Origin of the sequence: Lysobacter sp. TY2-98, assembly GCF_003367355.1 — a bacterium.
Taxonomy (GTDB): Bacteria; Pseudomonadota; Gammaproteobacteria; order Xanthomonadales; family Xanthomonadaceae; genus Cognatilysobacter.
This window is the reverse complement of record NZ_CP031413.1, coordinates 2,965,754-2,991,018: the sequence shown is the minus strand read 5'-3', so window position 1 is coordinate 2,991,018 and position 25,265 is coordinate 2,965,754. Positions and strand designations below refer to the sequence as shown.

The window sequence follows — 25,265 nt, the reverse complement described above, 5'->3', positions numbered from 1 at the left end:
CGGGCCGCTGCAAGGCGGCCCGATCGTTTCGGGCGACCGCGCCGGACTGAACGCGAAAGGCACGCCTCGGGCGACGTGCCCACGTGCAGGGCACAATGCGCGCGCCGCGCCGGGGAGGCCGGCCCCACACAGGAACGTTCATGTCACGGATTCGCATTCTTCCCCTCGCGCTTGCCTGCGCGTTCGCCCTCTCGCCCGCCTTCGCCGCACCGGCGACGCCGACCGCACTGCCGAAAGGCCTGACCGCCGGCCCCTGCGTCGAAGGCATCTGCGAATACCGCATGGCCAACGGCCTGCGCGTGCTGCTGTTCCCGGACACCAGCCGCCCGACGGTGACCGTCAACATCACCTACGGCGTGGGCTCGGCGAACGAGAGCTACGGCGAGACCGGCATGGCGCACCTGCTCGAACACCTGATGTTCAAGGGCACGCCAACGCATACCGACATCCCGGCCGAAATGAAGAAGCGCGGCGTGTCGTACAACGCGACCACTTCGCTCGACCGCACCAACTACTTCGGCTCGTTCCCCGCGAACGACGACACGCTCGCGTGGATGCTCGGCCTCGAGGCCGACCGCATGGTGCATTCGAACATCGCGAGGAAGGATCTCGACTCCGAGATGACCGTCGTGCGCAACGAGATGGAGCGCAACGACAACAATCCGGGCAGCGCGCTCAGCGAGCGCCTGCGTGCCGCGGCCTACCAGTGGCACAACTACGGCCACACCACGATCGGCGCGCGCAGCGACGTCGAGAACGTGCCGATCGAGCGTCTGCAGGCGTTCTATCGCACGTGGTATCGCCCGGACAATGCGACGCTCGTCATCGCCGGTCCGATCGATACGGCCAAGGCGTTGGCGCAGGTGGTGAAGGCGTTCGGCCCCGTGGCGAAGCCGGCGAAGGCGATGCCCGTGTTCTACACGGTGGAGCCCGTGCAGGACGGCGAACACGAAGTCACCGTACGCCGCCGCGGCGACGTGCGCCTCGAAATGCTCACGTATCACGTACCCGGCGCGACGCATGCGGACAGCGCCGCGCTCGACGTGCTGCTCGACGTTCTCGGTGACACGCCGACCGGGCGCCTGCACAAGACGCTGGTCGAGGGCAAGCTCGCCGCGGGCGTTGGTGCCGGCAGCGATGGCCTGCGCGACGCGGGCCTCGCCACGTTCTACGTATCCGCCCCGAAGAGTGCGGACGCGGCGAAGATCGAAGCCGAACTGCTGCGGCTGGTCGAACAGGACATCGCGCAGCACCCGATCACCGCCGAGGAAGTCACGCAGTCCAAGCAGCGCTTCGCCAACGCGTTCGAGAAGAACCTGTCGGACGTGAATGCCGTTGCGATGGGTCTGACCGGTGCGGTCGCGGACGGCGACTGGCGTCTGTTCTTCCTCGATCGCGATCGCGTCGCGGCGGTCACGGTCGACGACGTCAATCGCGTGGCGAAGGCCTATCTCAAGCCGAGCAATCGCACGCTGGGTCGCTTCGTGCCCACCGATTCGCCGGATCGCGCGGAAATCCCCGCCGCGCCGGACGCGGCGACGGCGCTGAAGGGCTTTACCGGTCGCGCGGCGGTCGCCGCCGGTGAGGCGTTCGATCCGACGCCGCAGAATATCCAGGCGCGCACCGAGACGTTCACCGTTGGCGATGGCCTGAAGGTCGCGCTGCTGCCCAAGGACACGCGCGGTGACACCGTGGTGGTGAACGCGACGTTCCGCTTCGGCGATGTCGAATCGCTCAAGCAGAGCCCGGATCCGGCGGCATCGATCGCGGGCGCGATGCTCATGCGTGGCAGCAAGGCGCTCACGCGCGAGCAGATCGCGCAGCGCTTCGAGGCGCTCAACACCCGCGGTGGCGTGGGTGGCGGCCTGCAAGGGGCGAACATCTCGCTCGATTCCAAGCGCGACACGGTCGCCGAGGCGCTCGCACTCGCCGCGAGCCTGTTACGCGAACCGGCGTTCGACGAGGCCGAGTTCGAGCAGATTCGGCTGCAGGCGATCACCGGCATGGAGGCGAACGCGAAGGAGCCGGGCCCGCTCGCTGGCGACGCGCTCGCGACGCATTTCGATCCGTGGCCGGTTGGTCATCCGCTCCACCACGATTCGCTGGACGCGCAGCTGGCGCAGATCAAGGCGCTCAAGCTCGACGACGTGCGGCGCTTCCATCAGCGCTTCTACGGCACGTCGCAGGGCGAGATCACCGTGGTCGGCGATTTCGACGCGAAGGCGATGCGCGTGCAGATCGAATCGCTGTTCGCGAGCTGGAAGTCGCCGGTGCCTTACGCGCCGATCGACACGCGCTTCACCGACGTCGCGCCGCAGCGCCTGCAGATCGAGACGCCGGACAAGTCGAACGCCGTCGTCATCGCACGCATCAATACCTCGCTCAACGAAGCCGACGCCGACTACCCCGCGCTCGCGGTCGCGAACTACATCCTCGGCGGTGGTTCGATGGCGTCGCGCCTCGGCGAGCGCATCCGCGGCAAGGAAGGCTTGAGCTACGGCGTCGGCAGCAGCCTGTCGGCCGACTCCAGCGCGACGGGGCGCGACGACGACGGCGCGCTCACGATCCAGGCGATCGCCGCGCCGCAGAACGCGGCGAAGGTGGAGACCGGCATCCGCGAGGAGTTCACCCGCCTGGTGCGCGACGGCGTCACCGAGAGCGAGCTGCGCGACGCCGTCGCCGGCCTGCTCACGCAGCGGAAGCAGTCGCGCGCCTCGGATGGCGCGGTCGCCGGCACGCTGAGCCACAACCTCTATCTCGGCCGCACCATGGATTACCAGGCGCAGTTCGACGCGCATCTGGCCGCGCTTTCGGTGGCCGAGGTGAACGCCGCGCTGAAGAGGCACTTCGATCCGGCGAAGCTCAGCATCTATCTCGCGGGCGACTTCGCCAAGGCCGCTGCGGCGAAGTGATCGCACGCCCGGCGGCGCGGTCGCCGGGCGCTCTCACGCGAATGCGCACCTGACCACGGGCGGTCGCCGATACTGGCGGCCGCCCTGCCTGCAACGGGATCCATGCAAGACGTCGATGTCCTCATCATCGGTGGCGGTGCCGCCGGCCTGATGTGCGCGCTCACCGCGGCGCGCCGCGGGCTGCGCACGGTCGTCGTCGAGCATGCGAACCGCGTCGGCAAGAAGATCCTGATGTCGGGCGGCGGGCGCTGCAACTTCACCAACACCGGCACGACGCCCGCGAATTACCTGTCGGGCAACCCGCATTTCTGCAAGTCGGCACTGGCGCGTTACACGCCGTGGCACTTCATCGAGATGGTGGAGCGGCACCGCATCGCGTACCACGAGAAGGAGCTGGGCCAGCTGTTCTGCGACGAGTCGTCCAAGCTCATCGTCAAGATGCTGATGGACGAGTGCGACGCGGCCGGTGTGGAGGTGCTGACGAGCTGCAGCGTCGAACGCATCGCGCACGAGGGCGAGCGCGACTTCCGCGTGCGGACGACCGCGGGCACGTTCCACGCGCGTGCGCTGGTCGTCGCCAGCGGCGGGCTGTCGATTCCGAGCATGGGCGCGACCGGTTTCGGATACGAACTCGCGCGCACCTTCGGCCATGCGGTGAAGCCGACGCGCGCCGGACTGGTGCCGCTGACGCTCAGCGGTACGCATCAGGAGCGGCTGGCGGATCTCAGCGGCGTAGCGTTCGATGTCACTGCGAACTGCAACGGCATGAGCTTCAGCAACAAATTGCTGGTCACGCACCGCGGCCTCAGCGGGCCGTCGATCCTGCAGATCTCGTCGTACTGGCAGCCGGGCGACGAACTGGTGCTGGATCTGCTGCCCGGTCGCGATGCGCACGGGTTTCTGACGGGGCATCGCGCATCGCGCCCTGATGCGCTGATGCACACCGTGCTCGCCGAAGCGCTGCCGAAGCGTTTCGCCCAACGTCTTTGCGAAGTCTGGCTACCCGATCGCCCGATGAAGCAGTTCACGCCGCCGCAGCTGCGCGAGGCGGCATCACTGCTCCAACGCTTTCCGATCGTGGCCAGCGGCACCGAAGGCTATCGCACGGCGGAAGTCACGCTGGGCGGCGTCGACACGCACGAGCTGTCGTCGAGCACGATGGAGTCGCGCCTCGTGGCTGGCCTGTATTTCATCGGCGAGGTGGTCGACGTGACCGGCTGGCTCGGTGGTTACAACTTCCAGTGGGCGTGGGCCGCGGGACACGCCTGCGGTGAAGCAATCGCCGCCTGAAATCAGCGATGCGGCGCCGGGCCGCTCGAGCGTCGGACGCAGACGGTGTAGGGCACGTGCAACATGCGGCCGCCGTCGGGGTTCTGGACCGCGGCAAGCAGTTCGAGCGTCGCGAGACGTCCCATCTCGTGCGTGGGCTGATGCACGGTGGTGAGCGGCGGAAAGATCTGCGTCGACATGGGCGTGTCGTCGAAGCCGCAGACGGAAAGATCTTCCGGCACGCGCAGGCCCTGTTCGAGTGCAGCGGAAATCACGCCGGCCGCCATGTCGTCGTTCGCCGCGAAGATCGCCGTCGGCCGACGCTTCTGCGCCAGCAGCGCGCGACCCGCACGTGCGCCGGATTCGAACGAGAACTCGCCGGGCATGATCAGTGTTTCGTCGATGTCGAGCCCCGCGCGCTGCAGGCCCAGTCGATACCCCGCGATGCGCCAACCGGTCGCGCCGTGTGCAGGGTGGCCGCAGATGTGCGCGATGCGACGATGTCCGAGCGTGGCGAGGTGCAGCACCATGTCGCAGGCCGCCTGGGTTTCATCCATGCCGACGCCAATGCTGTGCGTGCGGTCCTTGGGCGAGATGCACGCGACCGGAATCTGCATTTCCGCAAGACGCGCGCGTAGCTCCGGGATGTCGGTGATCGGCGGCGTCAGCACCAGGCCATCGGGCTGCGAGCGACGCACGAGGTTCTCGACGCGATCCAGCAGCGCGGGCACATCGGTTTCGACGGGACACAGCAGCATCGCGTAGTCGTGCTGCTCGCAGGCCGCGAGCGCGCCCGACATCACGCCCATCAGGTAGTTGTCGGAGGGGTTGTTGTAGAGCAGCGCGACCAGGAACGATTTGCTGCCGGCGAGGCTGCGCGCGGAGAAGTGCGGGATGTAGTTGAGTCGCTTCACCGCGTCGAGCACGCGTTCGCGCGTTTCCTCGCGCACGTTGGGCTCGCGGTTGAGCACGCGCGATACGGTTTTCATCGAGACCTGCGCCGCTTCGGCGACGTCCTCGATCCGCACTCTCGACACCATGATCGCTCCCGTCGGCCTGCATCGCACCATCGCCCATGAAGCAGGCGATGCGGCGACGCGGTGTAATGTCCCCATTTCCGGCGCGTCGGCGGGGATGCATCGCTGCGACGACCCCGCGAACCGGGTCGATGCTAGCGGAAAATTGACAGCGCTATCATCCCCGCCGGCCTTGCGGCAGACTCCGGCCGACCCTCCGCTGGAGACCGTGTCAATGGGTTCGTATTCGGCCGCATCACCTGTCTCGACCACCGACGCGCCTGCGGGCACCGTGCGTCCCCTGGTCATCGTCACGCTCCTGTTCTTCATGTGGGGACTGCTGACGTCGCTCAACGACGTGCTGATCCCGCACCTCAAGGCCGTCTACACGCTCAACTACACCCAGGCCATGCTGGTGCAGTTCTGCTTCTTCGGCGCTTATTTCCTGGTCTCGCTGCCCGCGGGTGCACTGATCCGGCGCATCGGCTACCAGCGCGGCGCGGTGACGGGCCTCGCGATCGCCGCGTCGGGTTGCCTGCTGTTCTATCCCGCCGCGACGAGCGGGTATGCGCTGTTCCTCGTCGCGTTCTTCGTGCTGGCGGCGGGCATCACCATCCTGCAGGTCGCGGCGAATCCGTATGTCACCGTGCTCGGCGATCCGCGCACCGCATCGAGTCGGCTCACGCTCACGCAGGCGTTCAACTCGCTGGGCACGACGATCGGCCCGTACTTCGGCGGCGTGCTGATCCTGTCGGGTGCGGCTGCGCTCGCGCCGGACCAGATCGCGGCGATGGCGCCGGCACAGCAGGCCGCGTATCGCGCGACCGAGGCGTCGAGCGTGCAGGGCCCTTACCTCGGCCTCGCCGCGGCGCTCGCGCTGCTAGCCGTGCTGTTTGCACTGGTGCGGCTGCCGCGCATCACGCATCACGATGCACTGCCCGGCGCGCCGACCACGTCGATCTTCCGCCATATGCACCTGGTGCTCGGCGCGATCGGCATCTTCCTGTACGTCGGCGCGGAAGTGAGCATCGGCTCGTTCCTCGTCAACTTCCTCGGCGAGCCGCAGATCGCGCACATGCCCGCCGCGGATGCCGCGAAGTACGTGAGCTATTACTGGGGCGGCGCGATGATCGGCCGCTTCATTGGTTTTGCCGCGATGCGCTACGTGCGACCCGGCGTGGCGCTCGGCTTCAACGCCGCCATGGCGATCGCGCTGGTCCTGATCGCGACGCTGGGCAGCGGCACGACCGCGATGATCGCGATCCTCTGCGTCGGCCTGTTCAACTCGATCATGTTCCCGACGATCTTCAGCATGGCGCTGCATCGCCTCGGCGACCTCACCGGGCGTGGCTCCGGGGTGCTGTGCATGGCGATCGTCGGTGGCGCCGTCGTGCCGTTCGTGCAGGGCAAACTCGCCGACACCATCGGCCTGCAGCCGTCGTTCTTCCTGCCGATCGCCTGCTACGCCTTCATCCTGTTCTTCGGACTGAAGTACGCGCGCCTGTATGAGCGCGCGCACTGATGCGCTGATCACCTTTGCGAACGTGTCCAAGTGGCTGCGCTCGATCGCGGGCCGATCGAATCGACCAGCATCCATCCGATCCAGCGCGGCATCGTGCGCCTGATGCAGATGTTCCCGAATGCGGGCACCAGCCCGGCGGACGTCGCCGAATACAACGCGCAGACGCGGCACGAGATCGAGCACATCCGCGACTTCATCATCCTGCACTACCACGTCAACAACCGCCCCGATCCGTTCTGGCGCGCGTGCCGCGAGATGGACGTGCCCGCGTCGCTGCGTCATCGCATCGATCCGTTCCGCGAAACCGGCCACGTGTTCCGCGTGCCCAGCGAGCTGTTCGCCGAGAATTCGTGGATCCAGGTGATGGTCGGCCAGGGCATCCATCCGGCCACGCATCACGCAGCGGCGGATCTCATGAGGGATGCGGAGCTCGCTCGGTTCCTTGCCGGCATTCGCTCTCGCGTGGAGAACACCGTGCGACAGCTTCCGTTGCACAGCGAGTACGTGAGGCGCTACTGCCCAGCGCAGGCCAACGTGCCGGTCCCGCGTAATGCTCAGCGACGCGGCCAGCCTGCGCGCAAGGCCCACAGGCCGCTGAGCGCGGCGATCCACGCGGCGGCCGGGATCGACCACAGATGCGGCCCACCCGCATCGAGCGCGTACAGCAGCGCAGCGACGATCATCAGGCCGGTGCCGAGCAGCGCGGCGACGGTACGTCGCTGCATGCGTCGCACTTCTTCGACGAGTTGCGCGAGATCCTGCGATCGCATCGCGAGCTCGTGGCGACCTTCCACCTGTTGCTTCAACCAGAGATGCAGCAGGCGCGGCATCTCCGGCGCATGCGTCACGAGTTCCGGCAAGCGCTTACGGAATTCGCTGGCAAGCCGCTTCGGGCTGTAGCGCTGGCGCAGGATGCGTTCGAGCACGGGCTGCGCGACACCCCAGATGTCGATCTGCGGATCGAGCAGGCGACCGACGCCCTCGATGTTGAGCAGCGTCTTCTGCAGCAGGATCAGCTGCGGCTGCAACGTGAGCTCGTATTTCTGCGCGGTGCGGAACAGTTTGACCAACACTTCCGCAAGCGGCACTTCCGACAGCGGACGCGTGAAGTACGGCTCGCAGACCGCGCGTGCGGCGGCTTCGAGTTCGTCGATGCGCGTATGCGCCGGCATCCAGCCGGCGTCGACGTGCAACTCGGCGATGCGGCGATAGTCGCGGTTGAAGATCGCCATGAAGTTCTCGGCGAGCCAGTACTGGTCCTCGTCCGACAGCTGGCCCATGATCCCGAAATCCAGTGCGATGAAACGCGGATTCGCGCGACGCGCCGGATCGTCGTCCACCCAGATGTTGCCGGCGTGCGCGTCGGCGTGGAAGAAGTTGTCGCGGAACACCTGCGTGTAGAACACGCGCACGCCCTTGGCGGCGAGCGCGCGACGATCGATGCCGGCGGCATCGAGCGCGACGATGTCATCCGACGGAATGCCACGCACGCGCTCGAGCGTGAGCACGCGATCGCCGGTGTGCGACCAGATCACTTCGGGGACATAGAGATCGTCGCTGCCTTCCCAGAAGCGACGCAGCACGCTGGCGTTGCCGCCTTCGCGCTGCAGGTCGAGTTCGGCGTCGAGCGTGTGTTCGATCTCGTCGACCACCGCCTGCGGACGGATCTTGTCGGCGGCCGGATGCGTGCGTTCGGCGATGCCGGCGAGTGCGCGCAGCAGCGCGATGTCCTGCGTGATCTGCCGACGGATGCCGGGCCGCAGCACCTTGACCACGATCTCGCGGCCGCTGCCCGGCAGCGTCGCCGCATGCACCTGTGCGATCGAGGCGGAGGCGAGCGGCGTGGTGTCGAAGCTTGCGAAGAGGTCGGTGATGGGTCGGCCGAGCGATTCCTCGACGATGAGGCGCGCGGCTTCACCGTCGAACGGCTGCACGCGATCCTGCAGCAGTGCGAGTTCGTCGGCGACATCCGGCGGAATCAGATCGCGACGCGTCGACAGGATCTGACCGAACTTGACGAAGATCGGACCGAGTTCCTGCAGCGCGAGCCGCAGTCGCGCACCGCGCGGCAATTCGGCGACGGCCGCCGACGCACGCGGCACGAACGGGCGCGCGAGACGCAGCCACCGTTCCGCCGGCGTGTCCTCCAGCAGCGCATCGAGCCGATAACGCAGCAGCACGCGACCGATGCGCCACGCGCGCAACACCGGCGTCATGCGACGCCCCGCGGTTGCAGGCGGGCGATGCGGGCGGCGAGGCGCTCGACGTCGTCGCGCAGCGCATCGATGTCGTCGTAGAACGCGGCGAGTTCGTCGCGGCCGACGACGTCCTGCGTCTCGTGCTGCACGTAGTCGGCGGCGTTGGTGGCGAGCACGCCCGTTGCCGTCTTGGCCGTGCGCAACGTAGTCGCGAACAGTTGCGCCACCTGCACGCCGAGCACGTCACCGAACGCGGCGACGAAGGGCTGCTGCCAGTCGGGATCGAAGCGCTCGGCCAGGCGCTGCAGGCGGCGCGCGAGGTCGGCATCGCCTTCGATGCGCATCGCGCCGACTGCGGGCGCATCGTCGCGACGCATGAAGGGGAGCTGCGCGATGAGGCCACCGATCGTGGCGCGCACCGACAGGTCGGCTTCGTTCGCGTCATCGACCGGGCCCACGCGCAGGCGTTCGCCGTCGACGGTGATCTGCAGCGCAAGCGGTGGCGTGGCGAGGCGTACGACCAGACGACGTCCGTCGAGATTGCGCAGGCCATCGCGGGTATCGGGATCGAGCGCCAGCGCGCGGTTGAGCGCGGCCTCGAGGGCGCGACCGGCGAGCGGCTTCAGCGTGTCCAGCGGCGTGCGGCGTGCGTCCATCGGCGCATTGTAGGGCGGCCGCGAAGCCGCACGCTCACGCCGCGCTTCGTGACGCCTCGCGCAGCCGCGCGAGGCCTTCCTCGAAGGTGATCCGCGGCGACCAGCCGAAGTCACGCAAGGCCGGCGCCATTGAATACCAGTGCGTGGTGACCAGCTGTTCGGCGAGGAAGCGCGTCATCGGCGGCTCGCCCTTCAGGGGCAGGACCGTCCACAGGCCTTCGCACAGCGCGCCGATCGCGTAAGCGGCGCGGAATGGAATCGAGCCATCCGGGCCCGGCGCGCCGACTGCCGCGAGCAGCGCATCGAGCGTCTCGCGCATGCTGCGCGGATCGCCATTGCTGACGAAGTACGGTCGGCCCGCACAGGCGGAACCCGGCGCGAGGTGATCGAACGCGGCGAGATGCGCATCGGCCGCGTTCTCGACGAACGTGGTGTCGACGAGATTGCTGCCATCACCGACGAGCTTGAGTCGCCCGGCGCGCGCACGATCGGCGATGCGCGGCAGCAGCTGGTTGTCGCCCGGGCCCCAGATCAGGCGCGGACGCAGCGCGACCACCGCGAGCGACGGCGTGTTGGACGCCAGCACCATCTCCTCGGCGAGCTTCTTCGTGCGGGCATACGGCGACTTCAGGTGTTCGCCGTACGGCACCTCGTCCGCACCGAGGCCGGCGACGGGATGCGTCGCGCGATGGGTGACGCTCGGCGTCGAGGTGTAGACGAGCTTGCCGATACGGTGCGCATGGCAGGCGTCGATGACGTGCTCGGTGCCGGCGACGTTGGCATCGAAATACTCGCGGTACGGGCCCCACGCGCCGGCTTTCGCGGCGTTGTGGAAGACCGCGTCGCAGCCCCGCGCGGCATCGATCACCGCGTCGCGTTTCGCGAGGTCGCCGCGGACCTGCGTCACGCCGATCGCATCGAGTTCCGCGTAGTGGCCGCGATTGAAACTGACGACCTCGTAGCCGCGTGCGCGCAGGCCACGACACAGCGCTTGGCCCAGGAAGCCACCACCACCCGTCACGAGTACCTTCATCGACCGATCTCCTTCGCCGCCCACACGGCGAGTTTCTCGCGCCCGATCTTCGCGTTGTGGCGGATATCGACCGGGAATGCGGGATGCCGCAAGAAGGTTTCGATACGCGCGGTGTGGACGTGGCCGCGGCCGATGTCACGCAGCTCGCGCTCGATGCGTGGCCACTGTGCGGCGGCGACACCCGGCTTCAGCTCGACGCAAAGCACCGGCGTCTGTGCGCCCGCATCCCCCACACCGACCAGCGCGGTGCGGCGCACGTCCGGATGCGTGTTGAACACCGGCTCGACCTGCTCGGTGTAGAGCGGACCGCTCGCCGTCTCCACACGCTGCGTCTTGCGGCCGCAGAACCACAGGCGACCCTCGGCATCGAGATAGCCGACGTCACCCATGCGATGCACGACGCGAGTGCTGCCATCCTCGAGCGTCTCGACGATTTTGGCGAGGCGCGTCGAGGCATCGCGATGGAAGTACGCGTCGGTCGCGGTCGGCCCGGCGACGGTGATTTCGCCGATGGTGTTCGCGCCGACGACGGGAGCGTTCGACCAGGTCGCAATCGGCGCGTCGTCGATGCGGATGATGCGCACCTCGTTCGGCGGCACCGCGCGTCCGACGCAGGTGCCGGCACCGGCTTCCGTCGCTTCGCGTGTCGACTGCAATTCGCGGCTCTCGATCACCGCGACGGGCAGGCATTCGGTCGCGCCGTAGGGCGTGTAGAAGTCGGCGTCGTCCGGCAATAGCTCGCGCATGCGTGCAACGACGTCGGCAGGTACCGGTGCGCCGGCAGAGGTGATCCGACGGATCGTCGGCAGCGGCTTGCCATAGTCGGCGAGCACGCGCATCAACGCGGGCGAACCGAACAGCTGCTGCGCGTCGAAGCGGTCGATGGCGGCGTGGAGCTTGCGTGGATCCGCGCTGGCGGGGCGCGTGGCGTCCATGTCTGGAATGATCGACGTCAGGCCGAGCGCGGGGCCGAACAGCGCGAACGGCGGGAAGGTCGGAAAGTCGACCTCGCCTTCGCGGATGCCCAGCGCGTCGCGCATCAGGTCGATCTGCGCGACGAAGTGACGATGGCGATACACCACGCCCTTCGGGATACCGGTCGAGCCGCTGGTGAACAGGATCGCGGCGACGTCGTCGGGCTGCGTGTCTGCGAGTTGCGGGCCTGCGTTGGCGCCATCGGCCTCGACGTGCGCCAGCGTGTCGTCGGCGAGAACCGCGCGACGACCCGTGGTGATGCGCACACGCGCGGACTTCGACCAGCCGAGCAGCACACGCGCGACGTGCGCCAGCGGGATGCCGATGAAGGCGTCGGGCGCGGCTTCGTCGAGACATTGCCGCAGTGCACGCTTGTCGATCCCCGGATCGACCAGCACCGGCACCGCGCCCACCTTGAACAGCGCGAACATCAGCAGGAAGAATTCGGGCGACGGCTTCACCATCACCACGGTGCGCGTACCGCGCACGATGCCGCGCTTCGCCAGGCCCGCCGCGATCGCATCGCTGCGCGCATCCAGTTGGGCGTAGGTCAGCGCGATGTCGTACGTCGCCAGACCATCGGCGCCGGGCGTTCCCGGGCAACGCATCGCGATGCGGTCCGGCGCCTGCGTCGCCATGCGCGGCAGCGCTGCAGCGATGTTGCAGGGCGCGGTGGCCGCCGTCATGCGCTCAGGGGATGCATGTCGAGGAATTCGCGGATCGCCGGCACCAGCACCTCGTGCTTGTCTTCGAGCACGTAGTGGTTGGCGTCGCCGAATGCATGCACCTCGGCATTCGGAAGCGCGCGGCGGAAGCCGTCGAGGAAGTGTTTGTCGAACACGAAGTCACGCAGGCCCCAGCCGATGAAGGTCGGACGGTCGGCGAACTGCGGCAGCGTCGCGCCGACGCGCTCGAGCAGCGGCCACGCGCGATCGCCGGGCTGCAGCGGAATGTCCTGCATGAAGCGGATCGTCGAGATCGCGTTCGTCCAGCCGTGGTACGGCATGTCGTACGCATCGCGCACGTCGCGCGGCATCGCGCGCGTCACGCCGAAACGCGAGGCGCCGCGTGCGAACAGGTTGAACCTGCGGATGGCCCACGCGCCGACGATCGAATCGCGGCCGAGCGACAGGCGCCAGGGCATCGGCTTCGCGCTCGGTAGCGGGAACGCGGCGGTGTTGAGGACGACCAGGCGTTTGACCTGCGGCATGTGCGAGATCGCCCAGCCGAAACCGATCATGCCGCCCCAGTCGTGCACCGCGAGCGTGACGTCGCCGGTGATGCCGAGGTGCGCGAGCAATGCGGTGAGATCGTCGACGCGAGATTGCAGCGTGTAGTCGTAGCGCGCGCCGTCGCGCGACGGCTGCGACGGCGGACGCACGCCGCCGCCATCGTCGGGCTTGTCGCTCAGCCCCATGCCGACGTGGTCCGGCACGATGCAGCGATAGCGATCGCGCAGGCCGAGCACGAGGTGGCGCCAGTAGTAGCTCCACGATGGATTGCCGTGGACCATCACGACGACTTCGCCGTCGCGCGGGCCTTCGTCCAGATACGACATGGAAATGCCCGGCCGCACCTCGAAGCGCTGCGGGGTGAACGGGTAGTCGGGCAGGTGCGCGGTGTCCATCGCGTGGTCGATGTCTTGGAAAGCACGCGGCCGCACGAGGCGGCCGCGAAGGTTCAACGATGCAGGTGTCGCGTCGTCACCAGACGACTTCGGCCATCGAACAGTTCAGGCCGGAGCCGATGCCGAGCAGCGCGACGCGCGTGCCCTTTTTCAGGCGGCCCATCTCGCGCAGCTTGCTCAGCACGATCGGCACCGAGGCCGGGCCGATGTTGCCGTGCTCGCCGAAGATGGTGAGCACCTTCTTCGGATCGATGCCCATGGCCTTGGTGAACGCGGCGGTGTGCACCTTGCTGACCTGGTGGACGACGAACTCGTCGAGTTCCTCGGCCACCCAGCCCAGCTTCTGGCGCGCGACCTGGAAGGTCTTCTGCGCAAGCTTGACGCCTTCGATCAGCAGCTGGCGCGTGTCGGTCACCATGCCGTCGAGGTTGCCGCGGCAGAGCTTGTTCCACTCGGTCGCCGCACGGGTCACGCCGCCCTTGTAGCGCGGCGCGCCGGGGGCGAGTTCGGTGCGCGCCATGACCATGGCGGCGGCGCCGGAACCCAGCGTCAGCGTGGCGAGCTCGTTCTTGAAGTCGTCTTCGCTGACGTCCGCGCGGGTCATGCGCTCGATCGTCTTCTCGTAGGCGAGGTCGGCGGTTTCGCCGTCGACGATGAGCGCGTACTCGATCTCGCCGCGCTCGATCATGCGGGCGGCAATGTCCATGCCGTTGATGAAGGCGAGGCAGGCGTTGGCGACGTCGAAGTTCTGGCAGGTGTCGGGCAGGCCGAGGTTGCCGGAGACGATCGAAGCGGTGGACGGCTCGAGGTAGTCGCGACTGACCGAGGTGTTGACCAGCAGGCCCATGCGCGACGGATCGACGCCGGCATCAGCCAGCGCCTTCACCGCCGCCAGCGTGGCGGCGTCGGACGCCAGCATCGGGCCGTCCCAGAGACGGCGTGCGTCGACGCCCGCGATGTCCTTGATCACGTCGGTCTTGATGCCCAGACGATCGAGGGTGGGTCGCAGCCTTGCGTTGATTTCGTCCGTCGTGAGGCGGCGCGGCGCATCGATGTGCGCGAGGCCGGCAATGGCGACGTGTTGGAACAGCATGGGCGCGGCTCGAGGGCAACTGGAACACGCAAGCTTAACGCGCGCGGGGGTACCGCGCACGCCACCGTACGGCGGCGTGCGGGGCCGTTCAGCCGTTTCGTGACCGCCGCAGCGGCCGTAGCGGACTTAGCGCGGGCAGCGCCAGGCGGAGTAGCGCTGGCGGCCGTCGTGCGGGGCCTCCAACGGCACCACCGTGTTGGCGGACAGGCCGACGGCCTCGTTGCGCGCCATCGTCTCGAGTTCCTCCTGCACGCGCAGCGGGTTGCGCTCGTACAGGGCGACACGGTCGGTGACGTTGCCCTCGATCTCGCCGAGCTTGGTGCAGCCCGGGGTCGCGGCATTGAGCGCGCGCACCTGCACGGCGGCGGCGCCCTGCTGCATCGGCACCCAGGTGCAGGCGCTGGCGGCGAGGACCAGCGTCGTGAGCGACGCAAGACGAACGGCATGGCGCATCGGCAGGCTCCCCAAACGAAGACGCGCGGGATTGTCGCCCCGCGCGTCTGAACCGCAAAACTCCTGCGGCGATTACTTCGTCGCGACCGGCTTGCCGTCCGCGTCGACCACCTGCACGTGGCCGAAGTTGAGCGAACGCACGCCCGCCTCGATCTTCGACAGGTCGCCGACGATCACCCACGTCAGCGCATCCGGATGGATGATCTGCGTCGCCGCGGCCTGCACGTCGGCATCCTTCTGCGCTTCGATGCGCTCGCGCAGCGTGGCGACGTAATCGTCCGGACGGCCGTAGAGAACGTTGTCGGACAGCGCACCCAGCACCGCACCGATCGTCTCGTAGCTGCCCGGCAGGCTGCGCACGTCGTTGACCTTGATCTTGGTGATCTCGGCCGCGCTCAGCGGACGCGGGCCCACGACGTCGCGCACTTCGCGAAGGATTTCCGCCGCCGATTCCTTCGTCTTGTCGGTCTGCACCGGCGCGTAGAGCATGTACGGGCGCTGGCCGAGCGCGTCGTCCATGAACGAATACGCGCCGTAGGCCCAGTGCTTGTCCTCGCGCAGGTTCATGTTGAGGCGCGAGGTGAACGTGCCGCCGAACGCGGAGTTCATCGTCTGGATCGGCAGGTTGTTGGCGACCGTGGTCGGCGGTGCGAGCAGGCCCGCGAGGATCAGCGACTGCTGCGCGCCGGGCTTGTCGATCAGGAACACGCGCGGCTTGGCCTGCGCGGCCACCTGCGGAACGCTCTTCGTCCCCTTCGCGACCGACGGCGGCGTCCAGTCAGCGAACACCTTGTCGAGCTGCTCGGTGATCTGCGGCAGCGTGGTGTCGCCGGCCACGATGATGCGCACGTTGTCCGGGCGCAGCCAGGCCGAACGCCATGCGGTCATGTCGGCCGCGCTGAGCGACTTGATGCTGGCTTCGGTGCCGGTGCCCGAGAACGGGATCGCGTACGGATGGCCTTCGCCGTACAGCAGCGGCGGCAGCGTGCGCAGCGCGATACCGGTCGGCTGCGTCTTCTCCTGCGCGATGCCCGCCAGCCACTGCGCGCGTACGCGTTCGATGTCGGCGCTGCGGAACGCGGAGTTGCGCACCACGTCGGCGAGCAGGTCGAGCGACGGCGTCAGCGAATCGCTGAGCATGTTCGCGCCGACCGCGCAGCTGTCGAGGCCGCAGCCCGACGACAGGCCCATGCCCAGGCGCTCGCGCTGCTTGGCGATCTCGACCGAGTCGAGCTTGGCCGTGCCTTCGTCCAGCATTGCGGCGGTGAACGCGGCGGTGCCGAGCTTGCCGCCGACATCGCTGGCGTAGCCGGCGTCGAACTGCAGGCTGACGTTGACCACCGGCACGCTGTGGCGCTCGGCGAGCACCACTTCGATGCCGTTCTTGAGGTGGCCGCGCTGCACGTTCGGGAATGTGAGGTCCGGGAACGTCTCCACCGCCGGCACGCCCTTCTTGCGGTCGACGTCGGACGGCGTGGTGGTGAACGCGGTGGTCGGCTTGCCCGGAATGTCGGCGGGACGCATGCCAGCGGGCAGGCCGGCGACGGTCTCTTCCTTGGGCGCGCCCGTCGTCGGCACGACGGTGAGCGTGTAATCGCCGCGCGCGATCCACGACTTCGACGCCTTCAGCACGTCGGCGATCGTCGCCTTCTGGTTCCAGTCGAACGACTGCTTCCACGCATCCGGATTGCCGAGGTAGACCTGGCCTTCGGCGAGCTGCGAGGCCTTGGTCGCCACGCGCTCCATGCCGCGCACGACCGCCGCGCGATTCGCCGCCTGCAGGCGCATCAGCTCTTCCTTGGTGGGCCCGGTGGCGAGGAACTTCGCCCACTCGTCCGCGATCGCGGCTTCGACCTTCTTCGGATCCACGCCCTGCTTCACGTCGGCCTGCAGCTCGAACTGGCTCGCCAGCTCGAACGGCGTGATGCCGACGGAGACGTCGTCGACGAGGTGATCCTTGTAGACGAGGCGCTGGTACAGGCGCGAGGTCTTGCCGCCGCCGAGCACGTCGGCCGCCAGGTCGAGCAGCGTGAGGTCGCGTTCGCCGCGCCCCGGGATGTTCCACTCGCGGTAGATGCGTGTCTGCGCGACGCGATCGTCCATCTGGTCGCGCGTCGACGTGGTGCGCGCCGCCACCCACTTCGCCTGGCGCGCAACCGGGGCGCCCGCCGGGATGTCGCCGAAGTACTTCAGCGCCTTCGCCTTCGCGGTGGCGACGTCGATGTCGCCCGACATCACCAGCACCGTGTTCGCCGCGCCGTAGTAGCCGCGGAACCAGGTCTTCACGTCCTCGAGCGAGGCCGCGTCGAGGTCGGCCATCGAGCCGATGGTGTCGTGGTGGTACGGATGGTTGGCCGGGAACGTCTGCAGCAGCATGCGCTCGTCGACGCGGCCGTAGGGCTCGTTCTCGCCCTGGCGCTTCTCGTTCTGAACGACGCCGCGCTGTTCGTCGAGCGTCTTCTGGTCGATCGCGCCGAGCAGGTGGCCCATGCGGTCCGACTCCATCCACAGCGCCATGTCGAGCGCGGTGGTCGGGACGGTTTCGTAGTAGTTGGTGCGATCGAGCCAGGTCGTGCCGTTCTGGCCGGTCGCGCCGGCCTGCTCGAAGGGCTCGAAGAATTCGCCCGGATGGTTTTCCGAGCCGTTGAACATCAGGTGCTCGAAGAGGTGCGCGAAGCCCGTCTTGCGCGCGGGCTCGTCCTTGGAGCCGACGTGGTACCAGACCGCCACGGCGACGACCGGCGCCTTGTGGTCCTCGTGCACCAGCACGGTCAGGCCGTTCGGCAGCACGAAGCGCTGGTAGGGGATGTCGAGCGCGGCCTTGGCCGGGGCGGCGGTGGCAGCGGTCGGCGAGGCCAGCAGGGTCGCCGGCGTACCGACGGCGAAAGCGACGCCGAGGGCGAGGGCGGTAAGGCGCAGGGGAAGACGGGACATCGAGGGCTCCGGAAGCCGGCGGTCCCGCCGGCCGCCGGATGCTAACCGGGCGACGCCGGCCGCGGACCGGGCCGAAGGTCCTGCCTGCGCCGCCTGAACGGGGCGCGGGCTAGAGTCGGGTCACCCAGCCCCCGGAGTCCGCCATGCCCCGTCGCAACGTCCTCATTACCGGCGCCAATCGCGGCATCGGGCTGGAATACGTCCGCCAGTTGCTCGCGCGCGGTGACCACGTGATCGCCACCGCGCGCCACCCGGCGCAGGCGCATGACCTCAATCGCCTCGTCGGCGAGCATCCGGGACGGCTGCATGTGTTGCCGCTCGACGTGATGGATCCGAAGGCGGAGATCGAGATCGCGCGCGAACTTCCGCTGGTGCTCGGCGAGGAACGCCTGCACCTGCTGATCAACAACGCGGGCCTGCTGCATTCGGGCGAACGCTTCGGCCACGTGCCGGCGAAGAATCTCGAGGACAGCTTCCGCACCAATGCGATGGGCCCGTTCCTGCTCGCGCAGGCGGTCGCGCCACTGCTCGCGGACGGCGCGAAGATCGCGAACATGACGTCGCAACTGGGTTCGATCGCCAACACCACGCGCTTCGGCACGCCGACCTACTGCATCAGCAAGGCGGCGTTGAACATGGTCACGCGCCTGCTCGCCGCCGCGCTGGCGGAGCGCGGTATCGCGGTGGTGTCACTGCATCCGGGCTGGGTGCAGACCGACATGGGCGGCGAGCAGGCGCCGGTCACGCCGACGCAATCGGTCGAAGGCCTGCTGCGCGTGATCGACAAGCTCGACCTCGCGCATTCGGGTTCGTTCGTGGACTGGCAGGGCGCGCCGCTGCCGTGGTGACGCGCGCACTGCGGCGATAATCGCCACATGTTCGACGTCGTCCTCTACCAGCCCGAAATCCCGCCGAACACCGGCAACGCGATCCGCCTGTGCGCGAACACCGGTGCGCGCCTGCATCTCGTGGAGCCGCTCGGCTTCGACATGGACGACAAACAGCTCAAGCGCGCCGGCCTCGACTATCACGAGTACGCGTCGGTGAAGGTGCATGGCGATCTCGACGCGGCCCTCGCGCATCTTCGCGAGGTGCATGGCGAGGCCTTGCGCGTGTTCGCGTTCTCCACGCGCGGCACCGTGCGCTTCGACACGCCGGACTATCGTGTCGGCGATGTATTCCTGTTCGGTCCTGAAACACGCGGCTTGCCGGGCGAGGTGCTCGACGCACTGCCCGAATCGCAACGACTCCGGCTGCCGATGCGACCCGGCGTGCGCTCGCTCAACCTGTCGAACGCGATCGCGGTGACCGTGTTCGAAGCATGGCGACAGCAGGGCTACGCCGGCGGCGCGTAGCCCGCGAGGTTTCAGTCACCCAAACAGTTTGGCTGCCAGTTGCGCGACTTCGCGGCCCTGGAAGCGCGCCGCGTCGAGTTCGTTCGCCGACGGCTGGCGCGAGCCGTCGCCGCCGGTGATCGTGGTCGCGCCGTAAGGCGCGCCGCCGGTGATTTCGTCGAGGCGCATCTGGCCCTGGAAGCTGTAGGGAAGGCCCACGCAGACCATGCCGAAGTGCATCAGGTTGGTCAGGATGGAGAACAGCGTCGTCTCCTGGCCACCGTGCTGCGTCGCGGTCGACGTGAACGCCGACCCGACCTTGCCGTTGAGTGCCCCGCTCGCCCACAGCCCGCCGGTCTGGTCGAGGAAGTTGGCCATCTGCGAGGCCATGCGCCCGTAACGCGTGCCGGTGCCGACGATGATCGCGTCGTAGTTCGGCAGCTCGTCGACCTTCGCGATAGGCGCGGCCTGGTCGAGCTTGTAGTGCGAATTTTTCGCGACCTCGTCCGGCACCAGCTCCGGCACGCGGCGGATGTCCACCTGCGGACCCGCCTGGCGCGCGCCCTCGGCGACCGCGTTCGCCATCGTCTCGATGTGGCCGTAGGCCGAGTAATAGAGAACCAGCACCTTGGCCATCGTCGCGCTCCGGTCGGAAACCCTGATTGCACGACCGCGCCCGTCAGCGGGATGTCCAAGCGGGCTGTCGGGACGGAGGCTCGCGCCGCCGACCTTCGCGACGCGACGAAGTTCATGAACTCATCAGTTCAGGATTAAGGAACCGTTCGGCTGCGCTCCGGATACTGCGCCGCACCGGCCGGTTACAGGTCGGCGTCGAAATCCAAAAAATAACGAGAGACCTTCCCTCATGAAGCGCACCCTGCTCGCCCTGACCCTGCTCGCCGCCATTCCGTTTGCCGCCTCCGCGGCCGAGGGCGTGTCCTACAACTACGTCGAGGGCGGCTACACCCGCGCCGACGCCAGCAACACCGGCACCAACAACGACGCCGACGGCTGGGCGATCAACGGCTCGGGCGCGATCAACCCGAACTTCCACGTGTTCGGCGGCTACTCGAAGGTAGACATCAACGACACCGACATCAGCCTCGACCAGTGGCGCATCGGCGCCGGCTACAACCGCGAGATCAACCCGAAGCTCGACCTCGTCACCAAGGTGGCCTACGAGAAGTTCGACGCCGGCCAGGGCGTGGACGGCAACGGCTACAGCGTCGAAGCCGGCGTGCGTGGCGCGATCACCCCGAACTTCGAGGCCTACGGCATGGCCGGCTACGAGGACTACCAGGACTTCGACGGCGACTTCTACGGCCGCGTCGGCGCCACGGTGAAGTTCAACCCGACCTGGGGCATCAACGCCGACGTGAAGTTCGCCAACGGCGGCGACACCCAGTGGTTCGTGGGCCCGCGCATCTCGTTCTGATCCAGCAGGTCACGACTCGAGTCCTCTCTCCCCCGACTCGTGAGTGCAAAAGCCCGGCTTCGGCCGGGCTTTTCTTTTGCCGGTGTGAATTTCTTGTTAATATTGTGTAGCCTCGGCTCAGCCGCGGTCGATAAAAAACCAATAAAAACAGGGGTTTCAATGAAGAAGATGCTCGTGCTGGCGATCGCGCTGGCTGCCGCTCCGTTCGCCGCCTCCGCGGCCGAGGGCGTTTCCCACACCTACGTCGAAGGTGGCTGGACGCGCCTCAGCATCAACACCAGCAGCAACGTCGGCAGCGACACGGATTTCGACGGCGGCTATATCCGCGGCTCGGTCGGCTTCGCGCAGAGCTACTACGTGTTCGGCGGCTACGCCCGCGGCACGAACAACGATTACGGCACCGACATCGACGCCAACGAGTCGAACGTGGGCGTGGGCTGGCTGATGCCGATGAGCGAGCGCGCCGAGCTCAATGCCGAGATCGGCTATGCGCGCAAGGAGATCAAGGTCTCCGGCGCCGGCTTCTCGACCGACGGCGCCCGCGCCAGCGTCGGTGTGCGCGGCGCGTTCAACCCGCATTTCGAGGGCTGGCTGAAGGCGAATTACGAGGACGGCGGCGATTTCGGCGGCGATTTCTCGGGCACGCTGGGCTTCCAGGCCAAGATCAACCGGACGTGGGGCATCGTCGGCGAGCTCGATGCCGGCGACGGCTACCACCGCTACAACGTCGGCGTGCGCGCGAGCTTCTGATCGCGCTCGTGTGACAGAAAAGCCCGGCTTCGGCCGGGCTTTTTTCTTTGGTGACGCGACGACGCTGGAACGCGCTTATTCGAACAGCCCGGTCGGATATTCCGGCTTCTGCTCACGCGCCAGCAGCTGACGCAGGCCGTCGGCCGGCGTGAGCTGGCCGTGCAGCACCGCCCGCACCGCGCTCGAAATCGGCAGCTCGATGCCGACGCGTTCCGCTTGGCGCATCACTTCGTCGGCGGTCTGCACCGATTCGACCACCTGTCCGATCTCGCGCACCGCGTCGACGATCGACTGCCCGCGCCCGAGCGCCAGACCCAGCCGACGATTGCGCGACAGATCGCCGGTGCAGGTGAGCACTAGGTCGCCCAGGCCGGCGAGGCCCATCAGCGTCTCGGCCTTGCCGCCGAGCGCCTGATTGAGGCGGAGCATCTCGTTGAGGCCGCGCGTGATCAGGCCCGCGCGCGCGTTGAGCCCGAGCTGCATGCCGTCGGCGACGCCGGTCGCCACCGCGAGCACGTTCTTCATCGCGCCACCGAGTTCGGCGCCGAGCATGTCGTCACCGGTGTAGGCGCGGAAGGCGGTGCCATGCAGCGCTTCGGCGACGTCTTGCGCGAACTGCGGGTCATCGGAATGCACGGTAAGCGCGGTGGGTAGGCCCTGCGCCACTTCCTTCGCGAAAGACGGACCGGTGACCACCGCGAGCGGCACGGTCGGGCCCAGCACTTCGCCGGCCACTTCGTGCAGGAACCGTCCGCTGCCCGGCTCGAAACCCTTGGTCGCCCATGCCACGCCGGCATCGGCCGGGCGATAGGGCGCGAGCGAACGCAGGGTCTCGGCGAAGGCATGCGAGGGCACGACGACCAGCACGAGGTCGGCGTCGCGCATCGCGGTCGGCAGGTCGGTGGTCGCGCGCAGGGCATCCGGCAAGGGGACGCCCGGCAGGTAGCGCGGATTTTCGTGCGACGTATCGATCGCGCCGACGACGTCGGTGTCGCGGCCCCAGAGGGTCACGACCTCGCCGTTGCGCGCCATCAGCGCGGCGAGCGCGGTGCCCCAGGAGCCCGCGCCGAGCACCGCGACGCGCCGGGGCGCGTGCGGGGTTTCAAGCGTGTCCGCCATCGCGGATCAGGCGTTGCCGGCCGCCTCGGACGACTCGAGGCCGCCCTGCGACATGCGCTGGCGCAGGCCTTCGGCGTAGAGGCCTTCGAAGTTCAGCGGCTGCAGCAGGAACGGCGGGAAGCCGCCGGCCTGGATCAGGTCGGAAATGATCTGGCGCGCGTACGGGTAGAGCACGCCCGGGCAGTGCGTGCCGAGCATCGCGTCGAGCGTCTGCGCGTCGAAGCCGGCCAGACCGAACACGCCGGCCTGCTTCACTTCGGCGAGGTAGAGCGGCTTGTCGTCGGCGAGGCAGGTCAGGGTGACGCCGAGCACGACCTCGAAGGCCGAGTCGTTGAGGCGCGTGACCTGCTGCGAGAGGTTCATCTGCAGCTGCGGCTGCGTCTGCTCGTTGAACACCGCCGGCGCGCCCGGAACTTCGAAGGACACGTCCTTGACGTAGATCTTCTCGACGGTGAAGGAAGCACCGGTGCCGTCGGTGGCTTCGGTGGCGCCGAACTGGGCGTCGTTCTGGATCTCATCGGTCATGGCGCGTGCTCCGGCACGGATATCGATACGAAAGGGGCGGAATTATGGCACGCCGTGCGGGCGCGCCCGGGACGGCTCAGGCCCGGCCTTTCACCAGCGGCAGGCCCGCCTGCTGCCACGCGGCGACGCCGCCATCCAGCCAGTAGACGTGGGCGAAGCCACCCTTCTTGAGCTTGGCGGCCTGGTCGGCCGAGCCCTGCCCCGTGCGGCAGACGACGATCACCGGCTTCTCCTTGGCGCCCGCGAGCAGCTTGTGCTCGGGACCGAACGCGCTGGCCTGCACGTTGCGGCTGCCGGCGATGTGGCCCTTCTCGAACTCGCCGCTGGCGGAGAGATCGACGACCACCGCGTCCTCGCGGTTCACCAGCGCGGTGAACTGGGCCGGCGTCAGCGCCTTGTAGGGGCGGAACAGCCGCGCGATCTCGGTGGCGATGATGGCGACGGTCAGGACCACGAACCCGATGGCGAGCATCGAGTGGCGGCCGGCGAAATCGAGGATTTCCTGGGAAGTCACGGACGAAAAGCCGACGGAAACGGGGCGCGGATTGTCGCACGCGCCGGCGGCGATGCCGGCGCGGGGCCGCGCCGTTCGCTCAGTCGTTCGCCCAGAGATCCGGCAGTCCGCTGGTGATCCACCACGCCTTGGCCTGCGGGTCCCAGCGCCAGGTCTCGCGGTAGCGCACGGTGCGCTCGGCCAGCGTATTGCGGTTGATCACGCCGATCTCGATGTCGCGCACGGCGAGCCCGGCCTTGTAGTCCGCGCTGGCGCCGACGTCGTGGTAGGTCGAGATCTGCACCTGCTTGTAGCGCGCCATCTCGATCGAGTTCGGCGCCTTCTCGGCGCGGATCGCCGGGTCGATCAGGTTGATCGCGCCGTCGAAATCACCCCAGCGGATCGCCGCGGACCAGTTGTCCTGGGCACGCGGCAGCGCACGCTGGGCGGGGCCCGCGACGGCGAGGCCGACGACGAGCAGCAGCAGGAGCGGCAGGTAGCGAAGCAGGCGCATGCGGTGGTCTCCCCGGGATGCGCCGATCCTAGGGCCCAACGCCCTGCCCGCGAAGCGGACGGCGTCGCGCTCCGCCACATCGTTCAGCCGGCGGGCGGGCGGAGGATGGCGGCGAAGCGCGCGTCGAACGTCGTCGCCGGGCGGCCATCGGGCAGGTCGACGCGCGCCGCCAGGTCGATGCGGCCGCGTCCCTTGCTGCGGATCGCGGCAACGAAGTCCGCCCACGACGCGCCCTCCGCCAGCATCGCTTCGGTGTGCAGGTCGTCGTACAGCGGCGCGAGGTAACGGATGCGGCTGTCGGCGACGTAGATGTCGCAGTCGAGGCCTTCGTCGTGCAGGCCGAGCCAGACGCGACCCCAGCAGGCGAGCGTCATCAGCGATGCCAGCGAACCACCGAACGCGCAGCCCTTGTCGTTGACGTTCGCGGCCAGCGGCGCCGTGAGTCGCAGGCGTTCGCCGTCGAACGATTCGATCGACAACTGCAGCGCGCGCACCGGCGGCATGCCCTGGTAGTGCGCGTCGAGATGCGCGAGTGCGTCGGCGCTCATGGCGACATCGGCCGGTGTGAGAAAGTGCGCGTCATGCACGACTCCCTGTCGACGGGCCCGCGATGGTACGTGATCTCGCTGCGGCCGCGTGGCCAACATCAGCGGCTGCGTGACGTCGCGCGCCGTGCAGGCCATGCGGTCATCGCGCTATCGCCGGTGCGCATCGTGATGCGCGACGACGCGACGACGCGCGCCGCATTGCGTGACGTGCTCGCCTGCGACGTCGTCGTGTTCACCAGCCCGAATGCGGTCGCCGCCGCGAAGGCGTTGCAGGCGATCGACACGCGCGCGGCGATCGTTGCGCTTGGCGACGGTACCGCACAGGCGTTGCGCCGTGCAGGTGCGCGCGAGGTGCTGCGACCATCGCGCATGGACAGCGACGGCGTACTCGCGCTGCCGGTGTTCGACGCAATCGCCGGACGTCGCGTCGGGCTCGTCACCGCACCCGGCGGCCGCGACCGTCTCGCACCCGCGCTGCAGGCGCGCGGCGCGCAGGTCGTGCGCGCCGATGTCTATTCGCGCGAACCCTGCGGGCTGCCGCGCACCGGCCTGCGCGGATTGCGCGGCGCGGACGGCGCGCTTGCGATCGCATTGTCGAGTGGCGAAGCACTCGACCTCGCGATCGGCCAACTCGAGCCGGCCGATCTCGCGCGCCTGCGACGTGCGCGCGTGCTCGCCGCGAGCGAACGGCTGGCGGAGCATGCGACGCGACTCGGCTTCGAAGATGTCGTGGTCGCCGACGGCCCGCGACCCGCGCAACTTGTCGCCGCGCTGAACCGGCCGCAGCGCTGAAGCGGCTTTTCACGGGCTCTCCCGCCCGTGCTGCCGAGACTGGTGGCCTCGCGTTCACGCTGAGGCG

The 25,265-nt window shown here is 68.4% G+C and carries 23 protein-coding genes and 1 pseudogene; 9 read left to right on the top strand and 15 right to left on the bottom strand.

Features of this window, described 5'->3' with window-relative positions:
• Positions 1 to 140: 140 nt before the first annotated feature.
• Complete coding sequence (locus tag DWG18_RS14400; protein ID WP_115647826.1) at positions 141 to 2,912, top strand: pitrilysin family protein; 2,772 nt, start codon at positions 141 to 143, stop codon at positions 2,910 to 2,912.
• A gap of 102 nt (positions 2,913 to 3,014) precedes the next feature.
• A complete protein-coding gene (locus DWG18_RS14395) occupies positions 3,015 to 4,202 on the top strand; it encodes an NAD(P)/FAD-dependent oxidoreductase (RefSeq protein ID WP_115647825.1) in 1,188 nt (395 codons plus the stop codon).
• Positions 4,203 to 4,204: 2 nt separating this feature from the next.
• Here the strand turns inward: DWG18_RS14395 and DWG18_RS14390 are convergent, their stop codons facing one another.
• On the bottom strand, positions 4,205 to 5,221 hold the full coding sequence (locus tag DWG18_RS14390; RefSeq protein ID WP_205289368.1) for a LacI family DNA-binding transcriptional regulator: 1,017 nt from the start codon (positions 5,219 to 5,221) through the stop codon (positions 4,205 to 4,207).
• Between the two features lie 211 nt (positions 5,222 to 5,432).
• Here DWG18_RS14390 and DWG18_RS14385 point away from each other — a divergent pair, with 211 nt between their 5' ends.
• Together DWG18_RS14385 and DWG18_RS14380 are read left to right on the top strand one after the other, a co-directional pair.
• Positions 5,433 to 6,719, top strand: a complete 1,287-nt coding sequence (locus tag DWG18_RS14385) for a sugar MFS transporter (RefSeq protein ID WP_115647823.1) — start codon at positions 5,433 to 5,435, stop codon at positions 6,717 to 6,719.
• Between the two features lie 51 nt (positions 6,720 to 6,770).
• Positions 6,771 to 7,244: pseudogene (locus DWG18_RS14380) on the top strand (tryptophan 7-halogenase); the annotation flags it as partial.
• Positions 7,245 to 7,273: 29 nt separating this feature from the next.
• Here the strand turns inward: DWG18_RS14380 and ubiB are convergent.
• From ubiB to DWG18_RS14340, 8 genes are all read right to left on the bottom strand, one after another.
• Positions 7,274 to 8,935 (bottom strand): ubiquinone biosynthesis regulatory protein kinase UbiB, encoded by a 1,662-nt coding sequence (ubiB, locus tag DWG18_RS14375; RefSeq protein ID WP_115647822.1) that lies wholly within the window; start codon positions 8,933 to 8,935, stop codon positions 7,274 to 7,276.
• On the bottom strand, positions 8,932 to 9,573 hold the full coding sequence (locus tag DWG18_RS14370) for an SCP2 sterol-binding domain-containing protein (protein WP_115647821.1): 642 nt from the start codon (positions 9,571 to 9,573) through the stop codon (positions 8,932 to 8,934). The genes ubiB and DWG18_RS14370 overlap by 4 nt, the downstream gene beginning before the upstream one ends.
• Positions 9,574 to 9,607: 34 nt before the next feature.
• Positions 9,608 to 10,606, bottom strand: a complete 999-nt coding sequence (gene oleD, locus DWG18_RS14365) for a 2-alkyl-3-oxoalkanoate reductase (RefSeq protein ID WP_115647820.1) — start codon at positions 10,604 to 10,606, stop codon at positions 9,608 to 9,610.
• Complete coding sequence (gene oleC / locus DWG18_RS14360) at positions 10,603 to 12,267, bottom strand: olefin beta-lactone synthetase (protein ID WP_115647819.1); 1,665 nt, start codon at positions 12,265 to 12,267, stop codon at positions 10,603 to 10,605. Before oleC ends, oleD begins: the two co-directional genes overlap by 4 nt.
• Positions 12,264 to 13,208: an alpha/beta fold hydrolase gene (locus DWG18_RS14355; protein ID WP_115648216.1), complete on the bottom strand. Its 945-nt coding sequence runs from the start codon at positions 13,206 to 13,208 to the stop codon at positions 12,264 to 12,266. The genes oleC and DWG18_RS14355 overlap by 4 nt, the downstream gene beginning before the upstream one ends.
• A 76-nt stretch (positions 13,209 to 13,284) precedes the next feature.
• Positions 13,285 to 14,301 carry a 3-oxoacyl-ACP synthase III gene (locus DWG18_RS14350; protein ID WP_115647818.1) on the bottom strand — a complete coding sequence of 339 codons (1,017 nt, stop codon included), beginning with the start codon at positions 14,299 to 14,301 and terminating at the stop codon, positions 13,285 to 13,287.
• A 126-nt stretch (positions 14,302 to 14,427) separates the two neighbouring features.
• Entirely contained in the window at positions 14,428 to 14,754 is a 327-nt protein-coding gene (locus DWG18_RS14345; RefSeq protein ID WP_115647817.1) for a DUF4156 domain-containing protein, read from the bottom strand.
• Between the two features lie 72 nt (positions 14,755 to 14,826).
• A complete protein-coding gene (locus DWG18_RS14340; RefSeq protein WP_115647816.1) occupies positions 14,827 to 17,688 on the bottom strand; it encodes a pitrilysin family protein in 2,862 nt (953 codons plus the stop codon).
• Between the two features lie 143 nt (positions 17,689 to 17,831).
• On the opposite strand from DWG18_RS14340, the gene DWG18_RS14335 reads away from it, so the two are divergent.
• A complete protein-coding gene (locus DWG18_RS14335) occupies positions 17,832 to 18,536 on the top strand; it encodes an SDR family oxidoreductase (RefSeq protein ID WP_115647815.1) in 705 nt (234 codons plus the stop codon).
• 27 nt (positions 18,537 to 18,563) lie between these two features.
• Positions 18,564 to 19,043, top strand: coding sequence for a tRNA (cytidine(34)-2'-O)-methyltransferase (locus DWG18_RS14330; protein ID WP_115647814.1), 480 nt, complete (start codon positions 18,564 to 18,566; stop codon positions 19,041 to 19,043).
• Positions 19,044 to 19,058: 15 nt separating this feature from the next.
• Here the strand turns inward: DWG18_RS14330 and wrbA are convergent, their stop codons facing one another.
• Positions 19,059 to 19,658: an NAD(P)H:quinone oxidoreductase gene (gene wrbA / locus DWG18_RS14325; protein WP_115647813.1), complete on the bottom strand. Its 600-nt coding sequence runs from the start codon at positions 19,656 to 19,658 to the stop codon at positions 19,059 to 19,061.
• Between the two features lie 229 nt (positions 19,659 to 19,887).
• Here wrbA and DWG18_RS14320 point away from each other — a divergent pair, with 229 nt between their 5' ends.
• Together DWG18_RS14320 and DWG18_RS14315 are read left to right on the top strand one after the other, a co-directional pair.
• Positions 19,888 to 20,457 carry a diffusible signal factor-reguated Ax21 faimly protein gene (locus DWG18_RS14320; RefSeq protein WP_115647812.1) on the top strand — a complete coding sequence of 190 codons (570 nt, stop codon included), beginning with the start codon at positions 19,888 to 19,890 and terminating at the stop codon, positions 20,455 to 20,457.
• Positions 20,458 to 20,616: 159 nt separating this feature from the next.
• The gene (locus tag DWG18_RS14315) at positions 20,617 to 21,207 is read left to right on the top strand and encodes an outer membrane beta-barrel protein (protein WP_115647811.1); all 591 of its coding nucleotides are present in this window, start codon (positions 20,617 to 20,619) and stop codon (positions 21,205 to 21,207) included.
• A 75-nt stretch (positions 21,208 to 21,282) separates the two neighbouring features.
• On the opposite strand, the gene DWG18_RS14310 is transcribed toward DWG18_RS14315, so the two are convergent.
• From DWG18_RS14310 to DWG18_RS14290, 5 genes are all read right to left on the bottom strand, one after another.
• On the bottom strand, positions 21,283 to 22,326 hold the full coding sequence (locus DWG18_RS14310; protein ID WP_115647810.1) for an NAD(P)H-dependent glycerol-3-phosphate dehydrogenase: 1,044 nt from the start codon (positions 22,324 to 22,326) through the stop codon (positions 21,283 to 21,285).
• Positions 22,327 to 22,332: 6 nt separating this feature from the next.
• Complete coding sequence (gene secB / locus DWG18_RS14305; protein ID WP_115647809.1) at positions 22,333 to 22,851, bottom strand: protein-export chaperone SecB; 519 nt, start codon at positions 22,849 to 22,851, stop codon at positions 22,333 to 22,335.
• A 76-nt stretch (positions 22,852 to 22,927) separates the two neighbouring features.
• The gene (locus DWG18_RS14300) at positions 22,928 to 23,365 is read right to left on the bottom strand and encodes a rhodanese-like domain-containing protein (protein ID WP_115647808.1); all 438 of its coding nucleotides are present in this window, start codon (positions 23,363 to 23,365) and stop codon (positions 22,928 to 22,930) included.
• A gap of 79 nt (positions 23,366 to 23,444) precedes the next feature.
• Positions 23,445 to 23,858 (bottom strand): hypothetical protein, encoded by a 414-nt coding sequence (locus tag DWG18_RS14295; RefSeq protein ID WP_115647807.1) that lies wholly within the window; start codon positions 23,856 to 23,858, stop codon positions 23,445 to 23,447.
• 83 nt (positions 23,859 to 23,941) lie between these two features.
• Positions 23,942 to 24,406 carry a YiiD C-terminal domain-containing protein gene (locus tag DWG18_RS14290; RefSeq protein ID WP_115647806.1) on the bottom strand — a complete coding sequence of 155 codons (465 nt, stop codon included), beginning with the start codon at positions 24,404 to 24,406 and terminating at the stop codon, positions 23,942 to 23,944.
• 33 nt (positions 24,407 to 24,439) lie between these two features.
• Between DWG18_RS14290 and DWG18_RS14285 the strand changes: the two genes are divergently transcribed.
• Positions 24,440 to 25,198, top strand: a complete 759-nt coding sequence (locus tag DWG18_RS14285; protein ID WP_115648215.1) for a uroporphyrinogen-III synthase — start codon at positions 24,440 to 24,442, stop codon at positions 25,196 to 25,198.
• Positions 25,199 to 25,265: the final 67 nt, after the last annotated feature.

Bases quoted from the DNA above. Each gene is read 5' to 3' on its own strand.
- DWG18_RS14285 (WP_115648215.1), top strand. From the start codon at position 24,440: ATGCACGACTCCCTGTCGACGGGCCCGCGATGGTACGTGATCTCGCTG.
- DWG18_RS14345 (WP_115647817.1), bottom strand. From the start codon at position 14,754: ATGCGCCATGCCGTTCGTCTTGCGTCGCTCACGACGCTGGTCCTCGCC.
- DWG18_RS14385 (WP_115647823.1), top strand. From the start codon at position 5,433: ATGGGTTCGTATTCGGCCGCATCACCTGTCTCGACCACCGACGCGCCT.
- oleD (WP_115647820.1), bottom strand. From the start codon at position 10,606: ATGAAGGTACTCGTGACGGGTGGTGGTGGCTTCCTGGGCCAAGCGCTG.
- DWG18_RS14295 (WP_115647807.1), bottom strand. From the start codon at position 23,858: ATGCGCCTGCTTCGCTACCTGCCGCTCCTGCTGCTGCTCGTCGTCGGC.
- DWG18_RS14315 (WP_115647811.1), top strand. From the start codon at position 20,617: ATGAAGAAGATGCTCGTGCTGGCGATCGCGCTGGCTGCCGCTCCGTTC.
- DWG18_RS14400 (WP_115647826.1), top strand. From the start codon at position 141: ATGTCACGGATTCGCATTCTTCCCCTCGCGCTTGCCTGCGCGTTCGCC.
- DWG18_RS14350 (WP_115647818.1), bottom strand. From the start codon at position 14,301: ATGCTGTTCCAACACGTCGCCATTGCCGGCCTCGCGCACATCGATGCG.
- ubiB (WP_115647822.1), bottom strand. From the start codon at position 8,935: ATGACGCCGGTGTTGCGCGCGTGGCGCATCGGTCGCGTGCTGCTGCGT.
- DWG18_RS14335 (WP_115647815.1), top strand. From the start codon at position 17,832: ATGCCCCGTCGCAACGTCCTCATTACCGGCGCCAATCGCGGCATCGGG.
- DWG18_RS14290 (WP_115647806.1), bottom strand. From the start codon at position 24,406: ATGAGCGCCGACGCACTCGCGCATCTCGACGCGCACTACCAGGGCATG.
- DWG18_RS14310 (WP_115647810.1), bottom strand. From the start codon at position 22,326: ATGGCGGACACGCTTGAAACCCCGCACGCGCCCCGGCGCGTCGCGGTG.
- DWG18_RS14330 (WP_115647814.1), top strand. From the start codon at position 18,564: ATGTTCGACGTCGTCCTCTACCAGCCCGAAATCCCGCCGAACACCGGC.
- DWG18_RS14355 (WP_115648216.1), bottom strand. From the start codon at position 13,208: ATGGACACCGCGCACCTGCCCGACTACCCGTTCACCCCGCAGCGCTTC.
- DWG18_RS14395 (WP_115647825.1), top strand. From the start codon at position 3,015: ATGCAAGACGTCGATGTCCTCATCATCGGTGGCGGTGCCGCCGGCCTG.
- DWG18_RS14390 (WP_205289368.1), bottom strand. From the start codon at position 5,221: ATGGTGTCGAGAGTGCGGATCGAGGACGTCGCCGAAGCGGCGCAGGTC.
- DWG18_RS14340 (WP_115647816.1), bottom strand. From the start codon at position 17,688: ATGTCCCGTCTTCCCCTGCGCCTTACCGCCCTCGCCCTCGGCGTCGCT.
- oleC (WP_115647819.1), bottom strand. From the start codon at position 12,267: ATGACGGCGGCCACCGCGCCCTGCAACATCGCTGCAGCGCTGCCGCGC.
- DWG18_RS14320 (WP_115647812.1), top strand. From the start codon at position 19,888: ATGAAGCGCACCCTGCTCGCCCTGACCCTGCTCGCCGCCATTCCGTTT.
- DWG18_RS14370 (WP_115647821.1), bottom strand. From the start codon at position 9,573: ATGGACGCACGCCGCACGCCGCTGGACACGCTGAAGCCGCTCGCCGGT.
- wrbA (WP_115647813.1), bottom strand. From the start codon at position 19,658: ATGGCCAAGGTGCTGGTTCTCTATTACTCGGCCTACGGCCACATCGAG.
- secB (WP_115647809.1), bottom strand. From the start codon at position 22,851: ATGACCGATGAGATCCAGAACGACGCCCAGTTCGGCGCCACCGAAGCC.